The 18,988-nt window shown below is 61.7% G+C and carries 16 protein-coding genes; 7 read left to right on the top strand and 9 right to left on the bottom strand.

The window, feature by feature from the left end; all coding sequences use genetic code 11:
- Window positions 1–23 precede the first annotated feature (23 nt).
- From ACKAMS_RS19465 to ACKAMS_RS19455, 3 genes are all read right to left on the bottom strand, one after another.
- Complete coding sequence (locus ACKAMS_RS19465) at window positions 24–683, bottom strand: LppP/LprE family lipoprotein (protein WP_021345351.1); 660 nt, start codon at window positions 681–683, stop codon at window positions 24–26.
- Between the two features lie 97 nt (window positions 684–780).
- Window positions 781–2,445: an amidohydrolase gene (locus tag ACKAMS_RS19460; protein WP_408989399.1), complete on the bottom strand. Its 1,665-nt coding sequence runs from the start codon at window positions 2,443–2,445 to the stop codon at window positions 781–783.
- Between the two features lie 16 nt (window positions 2,446–2,461).
- The gene (locus tag ACKAMS_RS19455) at window positions 2,462–3,712 is read right to left on the bottom strand and encodes an MFS transporter (protein ID WP_408989398.1); all 1,251 of its coding nucleotides are present in this window, start codon (window positions 3,710–3,712) and stop codon (window positions 2,462–2,464) included.
- A 216-nt stretch (window positions 3,713–3,928) separates the two neighbouring features.
- Between ACKAMS_RS19455 and ACKAMS_RS19450 the strand changes: the two genes are divergently transcribed.
- On the top strand, window positions 3,929–4,558 hold the full coding sequence (locus ACKAMS_RS19450) for a TMEM175 family protein (RefSeq protein ID WP_019745022.1): 630 nt from the start codon (window positions 3,929–3,931) through the stop codon (window positions 4,556–4,558).
- Here the strand turns inward: ACKAMS_RS19450 and ACKAMS_RS19445 are convergent.
- Window positions 4,555–5,139 (bottom strand): CGNR zinc finger domain-containing protein, encoded by a 585-nt coding sequence (locus ACKAMS_RS19445; protein WP_408989397.1) that lies wholly within the window; start codon window positions 5,137–5,139, stop codon window positions 4,555–4,557. The genes ACKAMS_RS19450 and ACKAMS_RS19445 overlap by 4 nt on opposite strands.
- Window positions 5,140–5,241: 102 nt before the next feature.
- Here ACKAMS_RS19445 and ACKAMS_RS19440 point away from each other — a divergent pair, with 102 nt between their 5' ends.
- The 4 genes from ACKAMS_RS19440 to ACKAMS_RS19425 all read left to right on the top strand — a co-directional run bounded on the left by ACKAMS_RS19440 (window position 5,242) and on the right by ACKAMS_RS19425 (window position 10,406).
- Window positions 5,242–6,144, top strand: coding sequence for an NAD(P)-dependent oxidoreductase (locus ACKAMS_RS19440; protein WP_408989396.1), 903 nt, complete (start codon window positions 5,242–5,244; stop codon window positions 6,142–6,144).
- Entirely contained in the window at window positions 6,141–7,340 is a 1,200-nt protein-coding gene (locus tag ACKAMS_RS19435; RefSeq protein WP_283384011.1) for an MFS transporter, read from the top strand. Before ACKAMS_RS19440 ends, ACKAMS_RS19435 begins: the two co-directional genes overlap by 4 nt.
- Window positions 7,341–7,352: 12 nt before the next feature.
- On the top strand, window positions 7,353–7,868 hold the full coding sequence (locus tag ACKAMS_RS19430; protein WP_283384010.1) for a hypothetical protein: 516 nt from the start codon (window positions 7,353–7,355) through the stop codon (window positions 7,866–7,868).
- A gap of 114 nt (window positions 7,869–7,982) precedes the next feature.
- Window positions 7,983–10,406 carry an ATP-dependent Clp protease ATP-binding subunit gene (locus ACKAMS_RS19425; RefSeq protein WP_408989395.1) on the top strand — a complete coding sequence of 808 codons (2,424 nt, stop codon included), beginning with the start codon at window positions 7,983–7,985 and terminating at the stop codon, window positions 10,404–10,406.
- Window positions 10,407–10,458: 52 nt separating this feature from the next.
- Here ACKAMS_RS19425 and ACKAMS_RS19420 read toward each other — a convergent pair whose 3' ends face one another.
- From ACKAMS_RS19420 to ACKAMS_RS19400, 5 genes are all read right to left on the bottom strand, one after another.
- Window positions 10,459–12,324, bottom strand: coding sequence for an FAD/NAD(P)-binding protein (locus ACKAMS_RS19420; protein WP_408989394.1), 1,866 nt, complete (start codon window positions 12,322–12,324; stop codon window positions 10,459–10,461).
- Window positions 12,325–12,527: 203 nt separating this feature from the next.
- The gene (gene fahA, locus ACKAMS_RS19415) at window positions 12,528–13,718 is read right to left on the bottom strand and encodes a fumarylacetoacetase (RefSeq protein ID WP_408989393.1); all 1,191 of its coding nucleotides are present in this window, start codon (window positions 13,716–13,718) and stop codon (window positions 12,528–12,530) included.
- A complete protein-coding gene (locus ACKAMS_RS19410) occupies window positions 13,715–14,584 on the bottom strand; it encodes a hypothetical protein (RefSeq protein WP_019745014.1) in 870 nt (289 codons plus the stop codon). Before ACKAMS_RS19410 ends, fahA begins: the two co-directional genes overlap by 4 nt.
- Window positions 14,581–15,780 (bottom strand): homogentisate 1,2-dioxygenase, encoded by a 1,200-nt coding sequence (locus tag ACKAMS_RS19405; protein ID WP_019745013.1) that lies wholly within the window; start codon window positions 15,778–15,780, stop codon window positions 14,581–14,583. Before ACKAMS_RS19405 ends, ACKAMS_RS19410 begins: the two co-directional genes overlap by 4 nt.
- A gap of 109 nt (window positions 15,781–15,889) precedes the next feature.
- Complete coding sequence (locus tag ACKAMS_RS19400) at window positions 15,890–16,441, bottom strand: MarR family winged helix-turn-helix transcriptional regulator (protein ID WP_019745012.1); 552 nt, start codon at window positions 16,439–16,441, stop codon at window positions 15,890–15,892.
- A gap of 104 nt (window positions 16,442–16,545) precedes the next feature.
- On the opposite strand from ACKAMS_RS19400, the gene ACKAMS_RS19395 reads away from it, so the two are divergent.
- A complete protein-coding gene (locus tag ACKAMS_RS19395; RefSeq protein ID WP_113683316.1) occupies window positions 16,546–17,160 on the top strand; it encodes a TetR/AcrR family transcriptional regulator in 615 nt (204 codons plus the stop codon).
- Window positions 17,161–17,334: 174 nt separating this feature from the next.
- On the top strand, window positions 17,335–18,933 hold the full coding sequence (locus ACKAMS_RS19390; RefSeq protein WP_317830550.1) for an ABC transporter substrate-binding protein: 1,599 nt from the start codon (window positions 17,335–17,337) through the stop codon (window positions 18,931–18,933).
- Window positions 18,934–18,988 lie beyond the last annotated feature (55 nt).

The following is an 18,988-nucleotide window of genomic DNA, read 5'->3' as shown; positions in this document are numbered from 1 at the left end:
AGCTGTATCGGACGGAAACGGGTTCAGGAGGGCGGGAACTGGCCGTCGGCGACCACAGCGCTGCCGTTCCACGTGAAATTCACGATATTCGGTCCGCCTTGAGGGCAGCAGAATGCGTCGTCGTCGAGCAACCATCGGTATTGGACGGACACCGAATTCTTGTTGCTGTCGATGACGTGTGTGTACGAGTACGGCTTGCTGGTAGCCGTGCCCAGGTAAGTCCCGTCGTGGAAGAACAGGACGTGTGACTGATACGTCGCATCGCCCACGCCGTCACCATCGACCGAAACCCAGAGCAGGTCAGGACAATTACCGATCTGCTCCTCGCTCGCGGATCTCGGTATCCAGCTGCCGCCGTTGACGTCGGTTCCCAAGGTACCGATTGCGTCCGTGACAACCGGGGAGTCGACGTCGACACAGGGACCTGAAGCCGGGACTGCAGGCGTCGTCGCCGGCACGGATTCGCTTGCTGGGGTGCCCGATTGCGGCGGGGGAGAACTCGTTACCGTCGTCCCGGATTCGTTTGCCGTCGAGGTCGCCGACGCCGTTGAGCTTGACGCTGTTGAACTAGCCGCCGCCTCGGGTGTTCCTTCGGTCGACCCGCAACCGGCGACCATCAGGGCAGTGGCCGTCACCAGTGCCGAGACAGCGACGGCGGCCGAAATCGGAGCTTTCCTGCGCATGCGTCCTCCAGAGAGTGTGGGTTCACGTGTTCAAGTCCCTCCCTCGTTCTGTCGCCGGGCCGCATGCGTGCGTTATCGAACAACTGATAACGATCAGCTATCGGGCTTCGGTGTTGACGGCTTCGGTGTTTGTGGCTCGAGCGGAGTCGTATCGCACGGATCCGGCAACCACGGTCATCGCGATTTCCGTGGTCAGGAGAGAATCGACCCCTTCGGTGAACGGATCTTGTTTCAGTACGACAAAATCGGCTGCTTTTCCCCGAACCAGTTGGCCGGTCACATCTTCCCACCGGCACGAGTAGGCAGCGTCGCGGGTTGCGTGAGCCAGCGCGTCCGCGAGGGGGAGTGCGTACCCCGGCAGGTTGGGTGCCAGTGACGGATCGATTGCGGATCGACGGGTGGTGGCGATGAACATGTTCGGCAGCGGCGGGTGGGGCGCCGTCGGAGCGTCCGAACCCAACGCCAGAACCGCTCCGGCCTCGGTGAATTCGGGCCAGGGGTACGCGCGATTCACCCGGTAGTCGCCGAGCATCGCCTGCCAGTTCTCTTGGATAGCAGGGTCAGCGTGAACCGGTTGCATCGAGGCGATGATTCCCAGGCGGGCAAGCCTTTCGACGTTGTCCCGGGTGATGGACTCCAAGTGTTCCATTCGGTGCCTGCGGGGAATGTCTCCGTTGGCGGCGATCGCGTACTCGAGTGCCGTCAATCCGATCTCCGACGCCTCGTCGCCGATCGCGTGCATCGCGATCTGCAGGCCTGCGGCGTCAGCGGCTGTCACGACGGGGATCAAGGACTCGAGATCCCAGATGGGCTCGGCGTTGGTGCCGTCAGAGTACGGCTCTTTCATTGCGGCAGTGCAGCTGTCGATCACACCGTCGATGATGATCTTGATTCCGGCGATACGGAGCCACGGACCTTGGACGCGCTCGTGGAGTTCGATCACGTCGTGAACTTGTCGGACGTTGTCGGCCTCGTTGTCCTCGCGGGTCATCAGCCAATGAGCCGCGACGCGCAGCGGCAATGTGCCGTCTCCTGCATCCAATGCTCTTTCCAGCGAGGCTAATTCGTCCGCGCCGAGAGCCATGTCGACCGCGCTGGTCACACCGTCCTCGAGATAGTGGCGGAACGCGAGCGCGAGGGCGGCGTCCCGGTCCTCGTCGGATGCGAGCTCCGCCAGTTTCGGCCAGACGTAGAGCATCATGGCCGTCTCGTACAGCATTCCGGTGGCTTCTCCGGTGTCCGGATCCCGGCCGATACGACCGCCGATCGGATCGGGCGTGTTCGCGTCGATGCCGAGTTCTCGCAGTGCTGCAGTGTTCACCCAGACCGAATGTACGTCGTTGGCGTCGAGGTACACCGGGCGATCGGGCACGACGGCGTCGATCATCTCTCGCGTCGGGTGCCCTCCATCCAGCGCGGAGAACAACCAACTGCGCCCCAGCAGACGTGGTGCATCCGGGTTCGATTCCGCGAATTGCTTGATGCTGGACTGAATGTCGGCGAGATCGGTGGCATCACGCAGATCCAACTTCTGCAGCGCGAATCCCATCATGACCAAATGTGTATGGGCGTCGACGAAACCGGGTAGCACGACGGCGCCTTGGAGATCGATCACCTCGGCGTCGGGAGCCAGGATATCGGCATAGACGGTTTCGCCCACGAATCTGAGCTTGTGGTCCTCGACGACTATCGATTCGGCCCATCCGTCGTCGGCAGCCGTGAAGATCTTTCCGTTGCGGTAGTGAGTGATGCTGTCATTCATGACTTCTACGTGATCCTTACGCGATGACGGTAGTAGTGATGGCGGCGCTGTGGTGACGATACGCACCCTCGGTACGTGCGGAGAGTCGGGAAACCAAGGCGAACGGGACTAATAGAACGAAGCTGATGCCGGAGATGATGACTCCGAAGGTCGGATACCCGAGGCTGGCCGTCACCGAAGTGCCGAACAGCGGCGCGAACGCGGAGCCGATGAGGTAGGTGCCCAGTAGTGGGGCCGACCATCGGCCGGCGGCGTCGAGCGCGGCCGAGATGGCAACCAAGACGATGAACGTGGCCGCGTAGACAGTGTTCCAGGCGATGACCAGTACCAGGTAGAGCGTGGGATCGGTGGTGAGGCTGGCAGACAGCTTCAGGATTGCCCCGAGTATCAGTAGCACGGAGATCGATACTGTCCGACTGACCCGAGAACCCAACGCGGTCAAAGTAACAGCCGCGAGCACGCCACCCGCCGTTGATGCGCTCAGCGCGAGACTCATTTGTTGATCCGAGAGTCCGGCGTGCTCGGAACCCATGATGCCGAGTACTGCCCACAGTGAGTCTTCGCTGATCGCCCAGACTGCAAGCATCGCGAGAAATGCGGTTCCGGCAAAAGTGAGTCGTTTCGCGCTTACCCCGGCGGGGAGAGTGGTGGTCGTCTTGGCGGACTTCGCCGTCTCCGGCGACTCTTTCACCGGGGATGACGGCAACCAGGTGACCGTTGCTGCGGTAGCCAGTGCCAGGACTGCGACGATGCCGAATGCGTTGGTCATGTGTGTGCCGAGGATGGGTATGAGAGCGAGGACGGCTGTGACGACGACACGGTTCACGAGGCCGCTGATGCTTGACGCCCGGTCCGGGTTCGTGAGCGCGGCCAGTGCCGCTCCACCAACGGATGCAGATCCACCAGCGCCGATGCCGCCGACGATGATCGCGGTACACGCGATCATCGTGGACGGTGCGATGGCCGCAACGCCGAATGCGGCTGCCATTGCCATCAGGCTGACGCGGCCGAGGAGATGACGATGCCGACCCGATGCGATACGAGTGGTGGCGAGGCAGGTGAACGCGCAGACCAGCAGCGATGCGGTCAGGACGGCACCGGCGGCGGATTCGGTGACACCGAGGTCCTCGACCATTGCCACGATCATCAGGGGGATGAGGTTCGCGGTGATGAATCCCATGACACCGATGCTGAAGACGGCAATACCGCGGTTGGCGGTGAGTGGAACCCGGTCGGACTGCGTAATCGCAGAAGCGTTGATTGGCACTAGGGCAACCCCATGTCCTGAAGGGGGTGGCGGAACCGACCCCTGATGGCGTGATGCGAGTCACTTAATGAATGTGATTCGTTAAGTATGGGGATGGGCCCTGCCTCGGTCAAGGGGTATAACGAATTTGATTCGTTAATTGTGTGTTTCGGGATACCGCCTCCCGCAAAGTGGCGTCGCCGGTCTGTTTCTTGTTGTGAGGCTTATGCTTCCGCAATGGCTGAGATTGCGGAACGCACCCGCTACTTCGAGCGCTACGTCACTTTCGTCGACGCGATTGTCGCCATTGCGATCACGCTGCTCGTCCTGCCGCTGGTCGAACTCACCAGTGACCACCACGGCACCACGTCGGAACTCCTGCGCGATCACGCTGCGCAGTTCTATTCGTTCGCCCTGAGCTTTCTGGTGATCTTCCGTCTCTGGTGGTCGCAGCATCGGCTGCTTCGTTTCGTGGTCGACGGAGACAAGGTGGTTGTGCGCGGGCTGGGGTTGTGGGTGATGACCATCGTGTTCTTGCCGTTCCCGACTGCGCTCGTTGCAGCGCCGTCGCAGGATCTCGGAACCAGGGCTCTCTACATCGGGACAATGGCAGCCAGTGCTGCGTGCCTGGCGGTGGTCGCGTGGGGTCTGGTTCGCAACCCTTCGTTGAGTGAAGAGAATGCGAAGCCGCATTTCACCGCTGAAATCGTCACTTTCCTGATCATGGTGGTGGCGCTGCTCGTCAGTGTGCTCGTTCCGGTGACGTCGTACTTCCCGCTGTTTCTTCTCCTGCTGTCGACGCCGATCGAGAAGCTGTGGAACCGAGTGGCGGCGAAATGGAGTCGCGGTGAAGGTGAGATGAGCTAGTCGGCGCGAGCGGTCATCGCGGATTTCTTGGCTTTGTTTCCGCAGATGTTCATCGAGCACCAGCGTCGGTTGTTGCCGCGGCTGGTGTCGACGTAGAGGCCGGTGCACCCGTCGCCCTGGCAGGCTTTGACGCGGTCGTGGTCGGGTCCACCGAGCACCGCGATCGCGTCGGCAGCCACTATCGACAAAGCGTCGCGGATCGGATTGTCTCCGGCTGATTTCCAGAGGGCCCGGCCACTCTCGAGGACGAGGTGGGCATCACCGAGTTCGGATGCGGTGTTGACGATCCCGACATCGGCGCGTGAGGCGCGGCGGTCCTCGCATACGGCGGTTCCGATGCGATGAATGGCCTCACGTAAATCCTGCGCGCCGCGGAGGTCGTCTTCTGTCGCGGTTGCTGGGGTGTCTATCAGATCGTTGGCGCGTAACCATAATTCGAGTCGCTGCGGGTTCGTGAGTCGTTCGAACCTCGAGCCGTTCCGATTGGTGAGGGTGGCGGTGAAGCGGAAGGCGAGCGTGTCGTTGTCGAGTCGAAACACGTCCCGAGCGGATTGATCAGCTCCTGCTTCGTTCACTTTCATCCTCCTTTGTAACGAACCATCTCAACCGGTTCGACAGCAACTGTACCTGTGTGAGAGTGTTGAACCGTCTTAGATGGTTCAGCATTTTCGAGAGGGAAATCCATGACTTCTGTTTCCGTGGTCGGTTTGGGTGCGATGGGTCGTCCCATCGCTCGAAATCTGATGGGTGCAGGCTTCGACGTGACGGTGTGGAATCGCAGCCCTGAAGCGGTAGCCGAATTGGTCGCGGAAGGGGCGACCGGCGCGAAAACCGTTGCCGAGGCATTCCAGTCCGGTGTTGTGCTGTCGATGTTGGCGGATGATTCGGCCGTGTCTGCGGCCATTCTGGATCCCGCCGTACTCGCATCCGTTCCGACTGGAACCGTGCACGTCAACATGGCCACCGTCAGCGTCGGCCTTGCCAAGCGCGCCGCCGCACTGCACGCCGAGTACGGCATCGGGTACATCGCGGCGCCGGTATTCGGACGCGTTTCTGTTGCTCAGGCCGGCCAGTTGAACATCATCGCCGGCGGCGACAGTTCCCTCCTCGAGCGAGTGCAACCCTTCCTCGACGTCATCGGGGCTCGCACGTGGCCACAAGGTGAGCGTCCGGAGCAGGCCAACATCGTCAAGATCATCGGCAACTACCTCATCCTTGCCGCGATTCAATCCTTGGGTGAGGCAATCACATTGGGGGAGAGGTCAGGTGTGGACGGAAGCCAACTCGTAGAACTGCTGACCTCGACGACCTTCCCGGGGCCGGTCTACTCCAGCTACGGAAACCTCGTCGCGACGCGTCAGTACGAGCCTGCAGGATTCACCACCACTCTGGGCCTCAAGGATTTGAGGCTTGCGCTCGACGCCGCCGACAGCGTCGATCTGGATTTGCCGTTCGGCGGCGTACTTCGAGGCGTGCTCGCTCAGGCTCTGGCGAACGGTCAGGGCGAGATGGACTGGGCGTCGATTGCAGAACTGGTCCGTTCCGGCCAGTCGGGTGAAGGCAGTCCCGAAACACCGACGAGGTGAGCGCGAACTCGGACGGGACTGCGACTTCGGCACTGGCGGAGACCGATTCCGTCCGGACGCTACCGCTGGCCGGGTTGTCGGCACTCGCAATGGCAGGTTTCATAGCAATCACAACCGAAACCATGCCGGCCGGACTACTGGTGCAGATCGGGTCAGGGCTGTCCGTATCTGTCTCCGGCGCCGGGCAATTGGTCACTGCATACGCGTTGGGCTCGGTCGTCGGGGCGGTACCACTGATCGCATTGACCCGAGGATTGCGACGACGTGCTGTCCTGGTGTCGGCGACTGTTGGATTCGGTGTCTTCAATCTGGTGACAGCGCTGTCGTCGAATCTTGTTCTCACCTTGGGTGTTCGGTTTCTGGCGGGCATGGCAGCAGGTGTGGTGTGGGGGTTGCTTGCTGGGTACGCACGCAGGATGGCGCCCCCTCATCTGCAGGGGCGGGCCGTTGCGGTTGCCTCCGTCGGACAGCCGATCGCGCTGGCAATCGGCGTTCCGATGGGTGCATTGCTCGGGACCCTGGCCGATTGGCGCGTAGTCTTCGCCGTGATGTCGGTTGCTGCGCTACTTCTGGTCGTGTGGATACTCACGGTGATGCCGGACTTTCCCGGGCAACAAGCGGATCGGCAGCTGTCGGTGCGGAAAGTCCTGGTCCTGCCGGGCGTACGACCGATTCTGTTTGTCGCGTTCTTGTGGATCTTCGCGCACAACATCGTGTACACGTACCTGGCGGCGTTTCTGGATCGCATCGGTTTCGGCGATCGGTTGGGAATCGTCTTGTTCGTGTTCGGACTTTTCGCCTTCGTGGGCATCGGTGTGGTCGGGGTGTTTGTCGACCGGGCCCTTCGAAGTCTCACCGTGCTGAGCTTGGTGGTCTTTGCCGCAGCTTTGACGGCGTTGGGCGTCGGCGGTGACAGCTTCGCAGTGATCGCACTCAGCGTTGCGGTATGGGGCGTGGCATTCGGAGGCGCTCCCACTCTCCTTCAGACTGCGCTCGCCGACACGACGGGCGACGCTGTGGACACTGCGCAATCGGTTTTCGTGACGATCTTCAATGCGGCGATCGCAGCGGGCGGCGTCGTGGGCGGGCTGATCTTGGCGGACAGGGGTGCGGGAGCGTTGCCGTTGGTTTCGCTGGTGCTGATCGTCGTCGGTGTTCTTGTGGTCAGTATCCGACAATTCGGACATAGCTTGTGATTCACTTCACGCATGCGAAAGTCATTGCTGGTGGTTGCTCTCCTTGCTACGTGGTTTGTCGCCGGAGCGATGCCCGCGGGGGCTGCGGATGCGAACTGGTCCGGTGATTACTCGCTCAAGCGTTTCGCCGCGACCAAGACGGGCACAAGTCTGGCCGCCAGCCAGTGGGAGCCGGATTTCTCCGATACATACACGTTCGAGACGGATTGCTCGAGCGGAGTCTGTATCGCCACAGTGGTCGGCGGTCCGGCTCCCGCCAATCCGACGTTGCCGCAGCCTGCGCGATACACCTGGGACGGAACCAGTTGGGTGCACCCCTATGACTGGGAGTGGGATTGCTACCAGGGGGAAGGCGTGCCCAAGGTGTGGGCACCGGCGCACTCCGAGGCGTATTACACACCTCAGCCCGATGGCAGTCTGAAAGGTTCGTGGCGTACCGACATCGCGAGTGGTCCCTGCGAGGGATCGGTGATCATGCACGTCGAGGCGTACCCGGTCGGTCGATCTACCGGATCCTTCGGTAGTTGAGAACGATCTGTGGCCCGAAGGTGTTGAAACAAATCTGAGCCCGCGGGAATTGATCGAGCCCCATGCACGTTAATTGAGTCAGTAACGCTCAACTTTCTGCAAGGAGGCTTCGGAATGCCAGCATTCTTCGGGCCCGAGGGTCCCGGTCGCATCGATATTTCCCGGCTCATGAGCAGGGCCACCCAGCAACTCATGGCTGACGCTGCACGTGTAGCGGCTGCTCGCGGTGATTCGGATCTCGATGCACTGCACGTTCTCCGCGTCATGGCGGAGCAGGATCCGGTCCGCACGCTCATGCAGCGCGCCGGAGCCGACCCGAAATCCGTGGTCGACGCCGTCGACCTGCGGCTGCCACAAGGCCGTGAGCAGGGGGCCTACTCTGCTCCTGCGCTCAGCAGCGCCGTGAAAACCGCTCTACTCGAGGCTCATCAACTGGCCCGAGCCCTGGGATCGACGTACATCGATCCCGAACACCTCTTCATCGCATTGGCTGGTGACCCCGATCATGTTCCGGGTCGTCTGCTCGCTTCGGCCGGTATCACGCCGGAGAAGCTGCAGGCAGCGGTTCAGAATCCTGCAGCCGGTCCAGTCGAAGACGAGTCCACCACACCGACGCTCGACAAGTACGGCGTCGATCTCACCGATCGCGCACGCAACGGCGGCGTCGATCCGGTGATCGGCCGCGCCGACGAGATCGAACAGACCATCGAGATCCTCTCCCGCCGCACCAAGAACAACCCCGTCCTGGTGGGTGAAGCAGGCGTCGGCAAGACTGCCATCGTCGAAGGTCTCGCCCAGCGCATCGTCGACGGGGATGTCCCGGAATCGTTGGTGGGCAGGAGGATAGTCCAGCTCGAACTCTCGAGCATGGTCTCGGGTACTCGCTACCGCGGAGACTTCGAGGAACGGCTGACCAAGGTGATCGACGAGATCACCGCACACAAGGACGAGCTGATCGTCTTCATCGACGAGATGCACACCATCGCCGGTGCCGGAGGCGGCGCCGAAGGTGCGATGGATGCCGGAAACATCCTCAAGCCCAAGCTCGCTCGCGGTGAACTGCACATCGTCGGCGCCACCACGCTCGACGAATACCGCAAGAACATCGAGAAGGATCCCGCGCTCGAGCGGCGCTTCCAGCCCGTACAGGTCGGAGAGCCGTCGATCGAGGACGCGATCGCCATCTTGAGCGGACTGCGCAGTCGGTACGAGGATCACCACAAGGTCCACTACACCGACGAGGCGATCACCGCTGCGGTGGAGCTGTCGGCACGTTACATCGGCGACAGGTTCTTGCCGGACAAGGCAATCGACTTGGTCGACCAGGCCGGCGCCAGGCTTCGGTTGAAGACGGCCACCGTGGACACCGCTGCACTGCAGCAACGTCTCGAGCAGCTCGAGAGCGACAAGGAGAAAGCCGTCGCCGATGAATTGTACGAGAAGGCGTCGACCCTGCGTGACGAGATCAACAGCGTCGCAAAGCGTCTGGAGAAGGCAGGATCCTCGGTTCCTTCCGAGGAAACTCCGGATGTGACTGCTGAACAGATTGCCCAGGTTGTCGCCCGTGCCACGGGTATTCCGGCCAGCCAGATGACTCAAGCAGAGAAAGATCGCCTGCGCCGTCTGGAAGAGGAACTGCACGGTCGTGTCATCGGGCAAGATGACGCCGTTCGCGCAATCGCGCGTGCGGTGCGTCGTAGCCGGACCGGTATGAGCGATCCGGATCGTCCCGTCGGTAGCTTCCTGTTCCTCGGACCTACCGGTGTCGGCAAGACGGAGCTCGCAAAAGCTCTGGCTGCCACACTCTTCGGTGACGAGAACAAGATGCTGCGCTTCGACATGAGCGAGTTCGGTGAGAGGCACACGGTAAGCCGATTGGTCGGTGCTCCTCCCGGATATGTCGGCTACGGCGAGGCCGGACAGCTCACGGAACAGGTGCGTCGTAACCCGTACTCGGTGATCCTGCTCGACGAGATCGAAAAGGCACACCCGGACGTGTTCAACACCTTGCTCCAGGTGCTCGACGATGGGCGTCTGACCGACGGCCAGGGTCGAACGGTGGACTTCAAGAACACCGTCGTGATCATGACCAGCAATCTCGGCTCGGACATCATTTCGAGCAAGTCCGGTGGACTGGGCTTCACCACAGGTGATGCAGAGTCGGCGGAGAAGCCACTGCGCGACCGCGTGATGGCCAGGTTGCGCGAATCGATGCGGCCGGAGTTCCTCAACCGCATCGACGAGATAGTGATCTTCCGCAAGCTCGACACCGAGCAACTGCACCGGATCACTGATCTGTTGCTCGACGACAGCCGGAAGCGGTTGCAGTCCAAGGGCATCGACATCGAGTTCACCGCCGACGCAGTGGACTGGATTGCCGAGCACGGGCATCAACCCGAGTTCGGGGCTCGCCCGTTGCGACGTTCGATCCAGCGTGTGGTCGACGACAAGATCGCCGACATGCTGCTCGACGATCTCCTCGAAGAGGGCGGCAGCATCACCGTCGCGGTTGACGAGGGTGAGTTGGTGTTCAGCTAGGAGGGGCACAGCCCCCGTGAGCGGTTAGGGAGTCCCTGGACTCCCTAACCGCTCACAGGCGCGCAGCGCCCAAAATCTCCGCCGCCAGGGCGTCGTTGTGCCGGAAAAACCCCGCATTGGTACGGGGACGAGGGAAAGCCGCCGACCAGTTGTGGCCTGCAACCCACGGCCCGGCCGCGAAGCGGCGAGGATGAGCTGTGTTGTCCTGGTCGAGAATTCGTGAAGTACCGTCGACGGCGAGCTTCGCCGAACTGTCCACGGTCGCACGAAGTTCGACTGCCTCGCCTCGACCGTGAAGCGTCCGCAGGAGCGAGTCACCGCTCGCGCTGATGGAAGCAACCGGCAAGCGTGCTTCGACGAGGGTGTTCGCGGCCACGATGTCGGTGTGCGACGCACTGCGAGCGACAAAGATCCCAACCCCCGTTGCCGGGTCGATCTCGGTGGAGAACGCTGAATCCGGCCCGAGGAACTGGACGATGCCGACCTCGTTGAGCGCGATCAACTGTTCCAGTCGCTCGGGTGGCGGACCACTGGCGATGAAGCTGAAGAACGAATGAAGCCAACCCTCGACGTCCTTGGCGACGGATTCGGCCGGGATTCTGCCGCGCCGCAGCAATTCTCCGACAGTCATGTACGTCGACAGCAGCGCTGAGAAGACAGCGGCGTCGGCGCTGAAATACGGGTCCGACCTCCGCGCGACGTCTGCCGAGATGTATTCGTTGATCCGGGATTGGACCTCGGCAAGTCCGTCGTAGCGCTCACCGCCGAGTGGGCGGTTCAGCCGCTCGAGATCGATACGGTCTTCCGGCTTCGGAACTGCGTTCTCGACCAGTTCCTGCAATCGAGACGATCCCCAAGCCAGCGAGGCGAATTCGGTGTCGAACTCCTCCCAGGTGCCCACCGTCCGATCCGGGTGCGACGCGAACAGTTCGTGATAGTGGGCGCCTGCCAATTCTTTCGACGCCAGCGGCCAGATGTCGTTTCGGAAATCCAACGGCCCGTCGCCGGGCACAAGATCAGCGGTGAAGAACCGGGGTAGCGGTGGCCGCGCGTCGGCGATCGAGTACGAAATCTTGGAGTGGTACGGCACGCCTCGACGAGATCCGGCGTACAACAGCGGTTCCCGACCCGAGGGAGTGTAAGTGAGGGTGCCGTCCTCACCGCGTTCGAAGACGCCGCCGCGGCTCTCGGCGAGGAGAACCATCCAGTCGATGAAAGCCAGCCCGAGTCCGGCGATCAGAACCGGTTCGCGTTCGGGAATGACATCGGCGTCGAGGTCGGCGGTGTATCCCGGACCTACGTAGGTCAACCCGTGCTCGGACGCGAAGCTGGTCAGCGCGGTTTCACGCGGGGCAGCCAACGCATCGGGGTGCCCTTGCGCGAGAAGGACGGCCGTCGCTTCGATGACAACTCCGTCGTCCAGATGAACCGTCTGTATCTCGCCGACGTTCACGATGTCGACCACGGATCGTCGATGAACCCGAACGTCGACGTGCGCTGGTGCAGAGTCGACCGCAGTCTGGAACACCCAGTTCAGGTATCGGCTCTGCAGTGACCTCGATGCAAACGACGACGGGGTGATCATCGGAACTTCTGCCGCGATTTCGGGAAATTCGGCAAGTTCAGTCGAGTGCTCGGCGACCCATTCCGCGAGGGTCGGACCCGGCAGAACCGGGCCGGTCACGGCGGTGGTCTCGTCGGTGAACATCGTGACGTCCGCGGTTGTCGAATTCATCCACAGAAGCGGCGCCTGGCTGCCTCGCCAAATGCGGCCGGCGCCTGCCGGATACGGGTCGACGACGTGAATGTCGATCGGTATGGGATCGGCGTTCACCGATTCGTGAGCGAGGATTCGCTCGAGTACGCCGGTCCCGCGGGGGCCACCGCCCACGATCACGACGACAGCTGCTGTCCCCACTGAGGTACGGGGTCGATCGCCTGGCACGAGTCCTCCATCGGACCTGGCAGAAAGCACCCGCACCTCAGCAGAGGGGGTTGCTGCGACGTCACGGAGCCAGGACTCTCGATCGCTCTGGATGGTTAGTCCAGCTTATCTTCGGAGAATCGTGAGGCAAGGAATTCCGGACATCAGATCAGCGTGAATCAAACAGTTGTCAATCGTTATCTTTCGGTTTGCGTTGCCGGCAGGATCCGAGCGTGAACATCCCCGAAGCCGATTCGTGATCCCCCGACGCCGGGAGCGGTGGCTGAGATGGCGATGGTGTCGCCGTCTTCGAGAAAGGTTCGAGTCTCGGAGCCCACAGTCACGGGTTCCTTGCCACCCCAGGTCAGTTCGATGAAGGCGCCGCGCTGATCCTTGTCCGGTCCGGAAATGGTTCCGGATGCAAAGAGATCGCCGGTGCTCGCTGCTGCGCCGTTGATGGTGGTGTGCGCAAGCATCTGCGCAGGCGACCAGTACATCTGGGCGTAGGGCGGCCGGGAGACGACGTGACCGTTCCATTCGACGGCCAGGTCGATGTCCAACCCCCACTTCTCCTCGCCGCGCAGGTAAGAGAGAGGTTCGGGGTCCTGCACCGGCGTATCGATTCGGGCCTCTTCGAGCGCGAGCAACGGGACAACCCACGCAGAGATGGACGTCGCGAAGCTCTTCCCGAGATTCGGGCCGAGAGGGACGTATTCCCACGCCTGGATGTCCCGGGCGGACCAGTCGTTCACGACGACGGCGCCGAAGACGTGCTCGGCAAAGTCGTCCGGGGTGATGGAATCGCCCATCTTCGAGGGAGTTCCGACGATGAAGCCCATTTCGGCCTCGATGTCGAGGCGGCGGGACGGTCCGAAATCCGGGTTCTCCTGATCGGGTGACTTGCGCTGTCCGCAGGGGCGAACGATATCGGTGCCGGAGACGACGATGGTGCTCGAGCGCCCGTGGTATCCGACCGGAAGGTGCTTCCAGTTCGGCATCAAGGGGGCAGCGTCGGGTCGGAACAGGCGTCCGAGGTTGGTCGCATGATTTTCCGACGCATAGAAATCCACGTAGTCGGCCACCGCGATCGGCAAGTGCATTGTGACTGAGTCGACGGGAAACACTGCGTCCGAGACTATTTCGCCGGTCACTAGATCCGTGATCCGATCACGCACCGATACCCACTGATCTCGGCCCAGCGCCATGAACGCATTCAGACTCGGTTCGGCGAAGACGGAATCTCCCAGTGTCGCTGCGAGATCGACCACCGAGTCGGCGACCCGAACACCAACACGCGGTGATCCTCCGGCGGGGGAGAAGATGCCGTATGGCAGATTGTCGATCCCGAACAACGAGTCGGCGGGAATGTCGATGGTCGTGACGGTCATACGAGTGTTCCTTCGGTTTTGTCGGAGCGGACGATCAATCCGAGACCTTCGAGTTCGGTGAGAGGGTCCGAAATGCTACAGGTCCCGAACGAGAGGAAGCGGCGACGCACCTCGCCGGCCTCGTCCGCGGTCAGTTCGGCCAGGGCTTGCGCGATCGATTCGCCATCGCGTTGCGCCAGAGCAGCAACAACTTCCGAGCGGTCGGCGCCCCGCCTCACAGCGTTGACGGCCACCATGATGTTGAGGAAGCCGTGCTGCTCGAAACCTGTCTCCGGATCGGTATTGCGCACGCCGTGATGCAGTCCCGCGGTCGCCTTGAACGGGATACCCGCTCGGACAACGGATATCACGGCATCGGCGAGCTCGTCCTCGTCCGGGTACGCTTCGGCGACAATTCCTCCGGTGCGAAACTTCGCGGAGTACCCGGCGGTTTCGAGCGCCGTCAGAAAGTCCACGCGTCGATCACCGCGGGGTACCTCGACAAAAATGTCCAGGTCGGGATGAGCGGCATGGACGGGAGCGAGTTCCTCGAAGGCGGCTTCGGCGTCCAACCCGTCAGGAATTCCCACTTCGACGGCGGCGACGCTGACACCGGGGATAGCGAGCGCGTTCGACAGTGCCGCCGCCGTATCGGCTGGACCGGCCGGCACAGTCAGACTCAGCGTCACCGGGTTGTCAGCTGAAACGTACGCGGCCAGTTCGCTCAATCGCGGCGCGGGAAAGACGAAGGGCCCGACCAGTGCGTCATAGTCCGCCTGCTGGTAGGCCGCGTGGGCCGGAACTGCCTCGGCGAGAGGAGCATTGCCGGGTGGGAAGAGTGCTGCGTCGTCGCACAGGCCGCGCAGGAGTGGGGAGATGATCGTCATTGCTGAGGCCCCCGCCCTGCCCAACTCCAGGCGTACGCTTCGTCTTCACAGGCCAAGGCTCCCTCACCCAATTCGAGGGGCCGGAACGTATCGACCATCACGGCCAGCTCGTCGAAGAACTCGGCGCCGATGCTTCGCTCGTACGCGCCGGGTTGTGGGCCGTGGGCGTGGCCGCCGGGATGAATCGATATCGAACCCTGCCCGATGCCGGAACCCTTGCGTGCCTCGTAGTCACCGCCGCAGTAGAACATGATCTCGTCCGAGTCGACGTTCGAGTGGTAGTACGGCACGGGGATCGACAGGGGGTGGTAGTCGACCTTGCGGGGCACGAAGTTGCAGATCACGAAGTTGTTCCCCTCGAATGCCTGGTGCGCGGGCGGCGGCTGGTGAACACGGCCCGTGATCGGCTCGTAGTCGGAGATGTTGAAGGTGTACGGGTACAAGCATCCGTCCCAACCGACGACATCGAAAGGGTGCGTGGGATAAACCATTCGGGTGCCGACGATGCCCGCCGACGTGCGGTGCTTGACCAGTACCTCGATGTCGGTGCCTTCGGCGATCATGGGCGCGGTCGGTCCGTGCAGGTCTCGTTCACAGAACGGTGCGTTCTCGAGTAGCTGGCCGAAGCGGGAAAGATAGCGCTTGGGCGGGACGATGTGACTGTTCGCTTCGATGGCGTAGGCACGAAGTGGTTTGTCACCCTTGGGGATCCATCGATGCGTTGTGGACATCGGGATCAGGACGTAGTCACCTTCACAGGCCTCGAGTGTGCCGAAGACAGTCTCGACGGTCGCCTCGCCAGATTCGATGTAGACCATCTCATCGCCGATTGCATTGCGGTACAGGGGAGATGGCGCCGCCGCAACGACGTAGGACAGTCGCACGTCGGCATTTCCGAGGATGAGACGACGGCCGGTTACCACGTCGGTCTCGTTCCAGGTGCTTTCGGGAAACAGTGTGTGGAGTTTCAGATGGCGCGGTTTGAGGGGATGGTTGGGGGTTGTGCTCTGATCGCGCAGTTCCCAGACTGTTGCGTCGACGATGGCCGACGGGATCTCGCGGTGGTAGAGCAACGAAGAATCCGAGGAGAAACCTTCCTCGCCCATCAGTTCTTCGTAGTAGAGGTTGCCGGACTCGTCACGGTGTTGGGTGTGACGCTTCGGTGGGATGTTGCCGAGTTGTCGATAGAACGCCATGACGGGGCTCCTTCTGTGCTGTTCTGCCTGGCTCACCTCCACCAGATAGTAAATACATTAACTAAAATGATGTGATGGGCGCAACCCTTCAAGGGGGTTCGGGTCTATGTCAGTTACGTCCGCGTACGTCGAACTGGCTGCGGTTGGTGATCAGTTTGTCCAGGAGCATGACAAGAATTCGCTGTTCGGCCTCGCTCAGGACGCTGACCCAGGCGTGTTCGCGTTCGTTCTGCTCGCGAAACGCTTCGACCATGGCTTCTCGGCCTTTGTCGGTCAGGTACAGCTGGACCGAACGGCCGTCGTTCTCGGTGGGCCGACGATCGATCAATCCGTCTGCCAGCAGCGACTTGGACAGATTGGAGACCGCTGCCCTACTCATTCCGGTGAGCTCGGCGGCAGCCTTCGGCTCGATCGGACCGGCCAGCCAGGTGACGAACAACAGTCGGAAGGAGGACCATGACCAGCCTCGAGGGCGGTGGATCGACGACTCGAGATCGTACGTGACGACGTTGGAGGCTCGGTTGAGCGTCAGGAGAACCTCGGTGGCGAGCTGATCGCGAAAGCCGTGTTCGGTGGCCAGCTTTTTGTTGGCCAGTTCGATGAACGACCAGAAATTGAGTTCGCCGACGGTTGACTGGTCATCGGTTGTCCGGTCATTCATGGACTAACCCTAGCGCGATCGGCAGGTGATTAATCTATGTACTAGATTTCGGGGTTCTGATGAAACTTCGCAACCTGGCACTGCGGTCGAGGTTCTGAACTATCGTGACGCGCGTGACTGTGCGCAGCGACGAGTTTCCCCTGGATACCGACCTCATGTCGGTGGGGCAACTCGAGCGGAGACGACGATTGACCACGGCGGTGGTCGAGATGCTTGCAGCGATGCCGTCGGATCGAATCCAGATGAAAGAAGTGTCGGAGCGTTCAGGCGTGGCGCTAGGCACTCTCTATCGCTACTTTCCGACCAAACAGCAACTTCTTGCTGCGGCGATGACGGCGTGGAGCGGGCTCGAATCCGCTCGTCGTCCTGAGGAGCCGCGAACAGGCGGCGAAGAGAGCAATGCGTACGAACGGGTTCTGGCACTTCATCGCCGCGAGATGAAGGCATTCGAGCGTAGGCCTCACTTCGCTCGACTCGAGATCGAACTCCATTCGTCCTCGGATCAGTTCGTGATCGAGTCGTTGGATCAGCGCGCGGCTGCACATCGGAGAATGCTGTTCGAATTGATGGACGGTATTCCGGCCGAGACGGCGCGGGTTGCGGCCGTGGCAATGGGCGGCACGATGTTGACGGCCCTTGCACTGTGGACCAGTGGCCGGATCGGATTCGCAGAGGCCCAGCGGAACGTCGAAGACGTCATCGGACTGGTACTTCGCTGAACGGTGTCACTCTAGAATTCAGTTCTTGTTTCTGTCGCTGTGAATGCGAATCATCGCTGCAGCTTTGTGAAAACGAAGACGCAGGGAGCGTCCTTACCTAGAATTCACTTACAAAACTGCCGGGATGTCCGATCCAAGGATCGACGTGTCCGTGAACTGTGAAAGTGAGTCGCAATGAAGCGCTCGTACCGAGCTCGCTCTCGAATCTGGATGGTTGTCCTGGCGTCGGCGACACTGGTGGTGACGGGGTGCGCCGGTAGCAGCCAAGGTACGACCACGGATGCATCGGACGTGACGGTCGGAGTTGTCGGTGACCAGAACAACGGGGGAGAGCCGCGCTCGGGTGGCACCGTGTCGTTTGCCACCTACAACGGGATCAGCAGTCTCGATCCGGCTGACCGTCAGGACGGCGGCGCTACCGGTGGTAGCGAAATGGCGGCCATCTACGACCTTCTGATGCGCTTCGATACGGCGGCGGGCGAATACGTTCCCCACTTGGCGCAGTCTTTGTCGGCCAACGGCGACAACACGGTGTGGACACTGAAATTGCGCGACGGCGTCACCTTCAGCGACGGCACTCCGATGGACAGTGCGGCAGTCCTGTGGAGTATCGATCACTATCTGCAGAAGAAGGGAACTCACGCGCTGGTGTGGAAGACCACTGTGCGCGAGAGGAATTCACCGGATCCGAGTACGGTCGTCTTCACATTGGCGCAGCCGTGGGACGAGTTCCCGATCATGTTCACCACCGGTCCCGGCATGATCGTCGCGCCCTCGTCGATGGCTACCGGCACGTTCACCCCGATCGGGGCAGGTCCGTTCACCGTCGAGAAGTTCGCCTCCCAGGACGAATTGGTGCTCGCTGCCCGTCCGACGTACTGGGACGGGGCACCGTACCTCGAGAAGTTGCGCTTTCCGGCAATCGTCAACGAGAAGAGCAAACTCGAGGGATTGCACACCGACGGAATTCAGGTCGCCTATCTGAAGTCTCCCGATTTCATACACGAGGCTTTCGAAGCCGGTGATCCAGGATTTGTGTACTCGGCCAGCATGGCCGGCGTTCTGGCAATCAATCAGCGCGACGATCGGGCAGCGAAGGACGAGCGCGTGCGTAAGGCGATTGTCGCTGCGGTGGACCCGACTACGTTCAACGAGCGAGTTCAGGGCGGCTTCGGCGAACCCGGCACCGACATGTTCGCGTCGTGGTCGCAGTGGCACGGATCGGTGGCCGGGAACGGCTTCGACCCCGAGGCGGCGAAGAAGTATCTCGCCGAGGCGAAGGCCGACGGTTACGACGGAAAACTGACGTACGTCGGTATGAACGATCCGGCGACGCAGCGCAGCGCACTGACGTTTCAGTCGCTCTTGCAGGCAGTGGGTTTCACGGTCGACATCACCTACGCAACCAGCATCAACGATCTGATTTCCATGCTGTACGCGAAGCATGACTACGACGTGTCCTACTTCGCGTTCAACGTGCTGGAAGAGTCACCGTTCGTGCGTATGTACGGCAACCTGTTCAGCGAATCGCCGTCGAACATTCTCGGCTACAAGAACGCTCGGATGGACGAGTTGCTCGGCAAGCTGCAAACAGCGTCGGGCGAGGATGAGCGGCGAGCCGTCATCGACGATATTCAGACCGTGGTCAACGAGACAGCGCCGATGGCCGTGGTCAACTCCGGCAAGGTTTTCATCCCGTGGCGCGAGAACGTGCACGGAGTGATGCCGAGTGCGGACGGGATTCTGCTCTTCGGCAACACGTGGTTGAGCTGACCCCCGTGCGCCTTTTTGGTAGTGCCCACTACCAAAAAGGCGCACCGGGGCTTCG

The organism is Rhodococcus sp. 5A-K4, assembly GCF_046097995.1.
GTDB classification, from domain to species: Bacteria; Actinomycetota; Actinomycetes; order Mycobacteriales; family Mycobacteriaceae; genus Rhodococcus_F; species Rhodococcus_F erythropolis.
This window is presented reverse-complemented; position numbering and strand designations above follow the sequence as displayed.

Bases quoted from the DNA above. Each gene is read 5' to 3' on its own strand.
- ACKAMS_RS19465 (WP_021345351.1), bottom strand. From the start codon at position 683: ATGCGCAGGAAAGCTCCGATTTCGGCCGCCGTCGCTGTCTCGGCACTG.
- ACKAMS_RS19460 (WP_408989399.1), bottom strand. From the start codon at position 2,445: ATGAATGACAGCATCACTCACTACCGCAACGGAAAGATCTTCACGGCT.
- ACKAMS_RS19450 (WP_019745022.1), top strand. From the start codon at position 3,929: ATGGCTGAGATTGCGGAACGCACCCGCTACTTCGAGCGCTACGTCACT.
- ACKAMS_RS19445 (WP_408989397.1), bottom strand. From the start codon at position 5,139: ATGAAAGTGAACGAAGCAGGAGCTGATCAATCCGCTCGGGACGTGTTT.
- ACKAMS_RS19440 (WP_408989396.1), top strand. From the start codon at position 5,242: ATGACTTCTGTTTCCGTGGTCGGTTTGGGTGCGATGGGTCGTCCCATC.
- ACKAMS_RS19430 (WP_283384010.1), top strand. From the start codon at position 7,353: ATGCGAAAGTCATTGCTGGTGGTTGCTCTCCTTGCTACGTGGTTTGTC.
- ACKAMS_RS19425 (WP_408989395.1), top strand. From the start codon at position 7,983: ATGCCAGCATTCTTCGGGCCCGAGGGTCCCGGTCGCATCGATATTTCC.
- fahA (WP_408989393.1), bottom strand. From the start codon at position 13,718: ATGACCGTCACGACCATCGACATTCCCGCCGACTCGTTGTTCGGGATC.
- ACKAMS_RS19410 (WP_019745014.1), bottom strand. From the start codon at position 14,584: ATGACGATCATCTCCCCACTCCTGCGCGGCCTGTGCGACGACGCAGCA.
- ACKAMS_RS19405 (WP_019745013.1), bottom strand. From the start codon at position 15,780: ATGGCGTTCTATCGACAACTCGGCAACATCCCACCGAAGCGTCACACC.
- ACKAMS_RS19400 (WP_019745012.1), bottom strand. From the start codon at position 16,441: ATGAATGACCGGACAACCGATGACCAGTCAACCGTCGGCGAACTCAAT.
- ACKAMS_RS19390 (WP_317830550.1), top strand. From the start codon at position 17,335: ATGAAGCGCTCGTACCGAGCTCGCTCTCGAATCTGGATGGTTGTCCTG.